The sequence below is a fragment of the Mesorhizobium sp. M2A.F.Ca.ET.067.02.1.1 genome (genome assembly GCF_004023285.1).
In the GTDB taxonomy this organism is placed as follows: Bacteria; Pseudomonadota; Alphaproteobacteria; order Rhizobiales; family Rhizobiaceae; genus Mesorhizobium.
This window is the reverse complement of sequence record NZ_RZSB01000580.1, coordinates 1-3,872: the sequence shown is the minus strand read 5'-3', so window position 1 is coordinate 3,872 and position 3,872 is coordinate 1. Positions and strand designations below refer to the sequence as shown.

The window sequence follows — 3,872 nt, the reverse complement described above, 5'->3', positions numbered from 1 at the left end:
GTTCACCGGTGGGAAGGGACCGGGCCATGCCACGGCCTGTCCGAAAGGACGACCACGATCCACTCGGTCTCCTTCCCACCTCAACCATACACCAGAACCAACACACAGGATTCTAGGGTCTGCGCGCCGCTTCGCGTCGCTCCGCCCTAGAATGACGAAGTTAGGGCAGGGCGCGCCACCTCTACTTCCCCGCCGTGCTCACCGTTTCCAGGGTCTTCGGCGTGGCCAGCCGGCCATGGCCCGAGACGGCACTGCCGGCTTCCGGCGCCAGCCGCATGAAGGTGATCGATGCCGCGGCGGACACTGCCGCCACGATGAAGAAGGCGATGTGGAAATCGCCGAGCGTCAGCGCCCCGCCATGGATCGAGGTCGAGACTTCGAGGATGCCGCCTGCCAGCGCCACGCCGAGCGCGATCGACAATTGCTGGAAGACCGCGGTGATCGGCGTCGCCTTGCTGGTGTCGGCGGCCGTGATCTCGGCATAGGAGAGCGCGTTGACGCCGGTGAAGAACATCGAGCGGATGAAGCCGCCAACCAGAAGGATCGCCAGCATCAGCACATAGGGCGTCTGCGGCGTGAACAGGCCGTAGATGGCGATCGAGGCGGCCGCGACCAGCGAGCCCCAGATCAGCACCCGCCGGAAGCCGGCAATGCGGAAAAGCAGCGCGGTGACGAACTTCATGCCGATGGCGCCGATCGCCGAAACGAAGGTGATCATGCCCGACTGGAAGGGCGTCAACCCGAAACCGATCTGGAACATCAGCGGCAGAAGGAACGGCACCGCGCCGATGCCGATGCGAAACAGCGAGCCGCCGAGCACGGAGGACCGGAAGACCTGGTTGCGGAACAACTCCAATGCCAGCAGCGGGTTCTTCGCGCGGCGGGCGTGGATGAGATAGAGCACGCCGGAGATCAACCCGACCGCCACCGTGATGAAGCCGGCCATCGGCGGCAGCGCCGGCAGGCTGACGACGGAAAGGCCGAAAACGACCCCGGACGCTGCGAGACCGCTGAGCACAAATCCAGGGAAGTCGAGCGGCGGCGTCTCGGCCGGCGCGGTTTCCGGCAGATAGCGCGTGGCGAGCCAGATGCCCAGCAGCCCGATCGGCACGTTGATCAGAAAAATCCAGTGCCAGGTCAGATAGGTGGTGATGAAGCCGCCGATCGGCGGGCCGACCAGCGGTCCGACCAGCGCCGGCACGGTCAGCCAGGACATTGCCGCGACCAGCTCGCTTTTCGGCGTGGCGCGCACCAGCACGAGGCGGCCGACCGGCGTCATCATCGCGCCGCCTATGCCTTGCAGGAAGCGCGACACCACGAAAGCCGGCAGCGCATTGGAAAAGGCGCAAGCGACCGAGCCAGCGATGAACACGCCGATCGCGGCTCGGAACACGGTCTTTGCCCCGAACCGGTCCGCCATCCAGCCACTGATCGGAATGAAGATCGCCAGCGACACCAGATAGGCCGTCAGCGCCAGCTTCAGCGCGATCGGGCTGGTGTGGATGTCGACGGCGATCGCTGGCAGCGACGTCGCGATCACGGTCGAATCCATGTTCTCCATGAAAAGAGCGACCGCCAGGATGAGCGGGATGGTACGGTTCAAGGGGAAACGCCCTGATTTGTCTTTGCGATTCTAGGCCCGGCTTGGGGGCGAACCGGCTACGACGGGCGGGTATCACGCCTTCGCCCGCATGTCGCATTAAATTGCTGTCACTTTTGCGCGAACGCACGGCTGGTGGCCTCATGTCATAGTTTTGAGGTCAGTCGAGCCTATCAACGTTTCCAACGTCTTCGATGTGCAGGCTGCTCGACAAATCTCGGCTCGACAACCTTCAAAGGCAAGAGCCAAATACAATAAGCGGTTTGCAAAGCAGGGGGCGGAAATGGACACCGAAAACGCAAATTTGACGGCCGAACAAGCCAGGCTCAACAAGATGCTAACGCGGGGCGTTGTGTTTTCTATTGTCTGGCTCGCCGGTTTTGGGTCTTCTTATGCGCTTTACCAAGGGCTTCTGGCACGACGGATGTTAAAGCTGAATCCCATGCTTCGGGGGAATGGGCTCGCCTGGTGGTGCATCATCGCGGGAGGGCTTGGGGCCGCGGTCCTATGCGTGACAGTGGGCATCGGCATTTTCAACGCCGTGGCGGAACGCTAATCAGTGGCGACATCCAGACGCATTCAGCGAAGAAGGCGTCGAAATGGATGAGGTTGTTTCGTCAACGGACGTCAAACGCAGATCTCCAAGATCCTGCGCGGCGTCCTGAGCGGACGAAGCTGTGTTGTGATGAGCCGAGGCGTGCGGTAGCCCGGATCATTCCGTCGGCAACCCCCGAGCGCCACTGTCGTGCCGCGCTGCTGTCCCGGCTTCAGCAGCAGCCTATTGTCAACGCCGCAAGCCTTACCCGCGAGGATGTCTACCGGGACGAGTGGTGAAAGCCGGTGGGCCGTATAACAGCTACTTGAAGCGCCGCGCAACGACCGGCTTTCCTTCCGCCCCAGGACGTGTTACCAGCCAGCGCCAATCCTGAAAGGGAAGATGAGAGTCGGCGCTGGCCAATCGGCCCAGCGCCTTTTCCGCATTCAAAAGGACTGGCCATGGGAAAAATCATCGAAACGTCCACCGGCGCCCTGGCGCTGACCTTCGACGACGTGCTCTTGCAGCCCGGCCACTCCGAGGTCATGCCGGGCGAAACCGACATCCGCACCCGCATCGCCGGCGATATCGATCTCAACGTGCCGATCCTGTCGGCGGCCATGGACACCGTCACGGAGGCGCGGCTGGCGATCGCCATGGCGCAGGCCGGCGGCATCGGCGTCATCCACCGCAACCTGACCCCGGCCGAGCAGGCCGAGCAGGTCCGGCAGGTCAAGAAATTCGAATCCGGCATGGTGGTGAACCCGGTCACTATCGGTCCGGACGCCACGCTTGCCGACGCGCTGGCGCTGATGCGCTCCAACAGCATTTCCGGCATTCCCGTGGTGGAGAATGGCGGCACCGGCGGCCACACGGTCGGCCGCCTGGTCGGCATCCTCACCAACCGCGACGTGCGTTTCGCCTCCGATCCGGCGCAGAAGGTTTACGAGCTGATGACCCGTGAGAACCTGATCACGGTCAAGGAGAATGTCGACCAGGACGAGGCCAAGCGGCTGCTACACAAGCACCGCATCGAGAAGCTGGTGGTGGTCGACAGGAACGGCAATTGCGTCGGCCTGATCACCGTCAAGGACATCGAGAAGTCGCAGCTCAATCCGCATGCCACAAAGGACGCACAAGGGAGGCTGCGCGCCGCCGCCGCCACCAGCGTCGGCGATGACGGCTTCGAGCGCGCCGAGCGCCTGATCGACGCCGGCGTCGACCTGCTTGTCATCGACACAGCGCACGGTCATTCGCAGCGCGTGCTGGATGCGGTGGCGCGGGCCAAGAAGCTCTCCAACTCCGTGCGCATCCTGGCCGGCAACGTCGCAACCGCCGATGGCACGCAGGCGCTGATCGACGCCGGCGCCGATGCGGTCAAGGTTGGCATCGGCCCGGGCTCGATCTGCACCACGCGAATCGTTGCCGGTGTCGGCGTCCCGCAATTGTCGGCGATCATGTCGGCGGTCGAGACGGCCAGCAAGGCCGGCGTCAGCGTCATTGCCGATGGCGGCATCAAATATTCGGGCGATCTCGCCAAGGCGCTCGCGGCAGGCGCGAGCGCGGCCATGATCGGTTCGCTGCTCGCCGGCACGGACGAGAGCCCGGGCGAGGTCTATCTGCACCAGGGCCGCTCCTTCAAGGCTTACCGCGGCATGGGCTCGGTCGGCGCCATGGCGCGCGGCTCGGCCGATCGACCGGGCCTCGGCATCGCCCTGATCGATCTCGACGCTGTCT

3 protein-coding genes are annotated in these 3,872 nt (G+C 64.1%); 2 read left to right on the top strand and 1 reads right to left on the bottom strand.

Annotated elements, in window-relative coordinates; all coding sequences use genetic code 11:
* Window positions 1–181 precede the first annotated feature (181 nt).
* Window positions 182–1,603, bottom strand: coding sequence for an MFS transporter (locus tag EOA28_RS27915; protein WP_128315492.1), 1,422 nt, complete (start codon window positions 1,601–1,603; stop codon window positions 182–184).
* A gap of 280 nt (window positions 1,604–1,883) precedes the next feature.
* Between EOA28_RS27915 and EOA28_RS27910 the strand changes: the two genes are divergently transcribed.
* Together EOA28_RS27910 and guaB are read left to right on the top strand one after the other, a co-directional pair.
* Window positions 1,884–2,156: a hypothetical protein gene (locus tag EOA28_RS27910; RefSeq protein ID WP_126082972.1), complete on the top strand. Its 273-nt coding sequence runs from the start codon at window positions 1,884–1,886 to the stop codon at window positions 2,154–2,156.
* 440 nt (window positions 2,157–2,596) lie between these two features.
* On the top strand, window positions 2,597–3,872 hold a 1,276-nt coding region (gene guaB / locus EOA28_RS27900), incomplete at its 3' end, for an IMP dehydrogenase (RefSeq protein WP_128315491.1).

Bases quoted from the DNA above. Each gene is read 5' to 3' on its own strand.
- EOA28_RS27910 (WP_126082972.1), top strand. From the start codon at position 1,884: ATGGACACCGAAAACGCAAATTTGACGGCCGAACAAGCCAGGCTCAAC.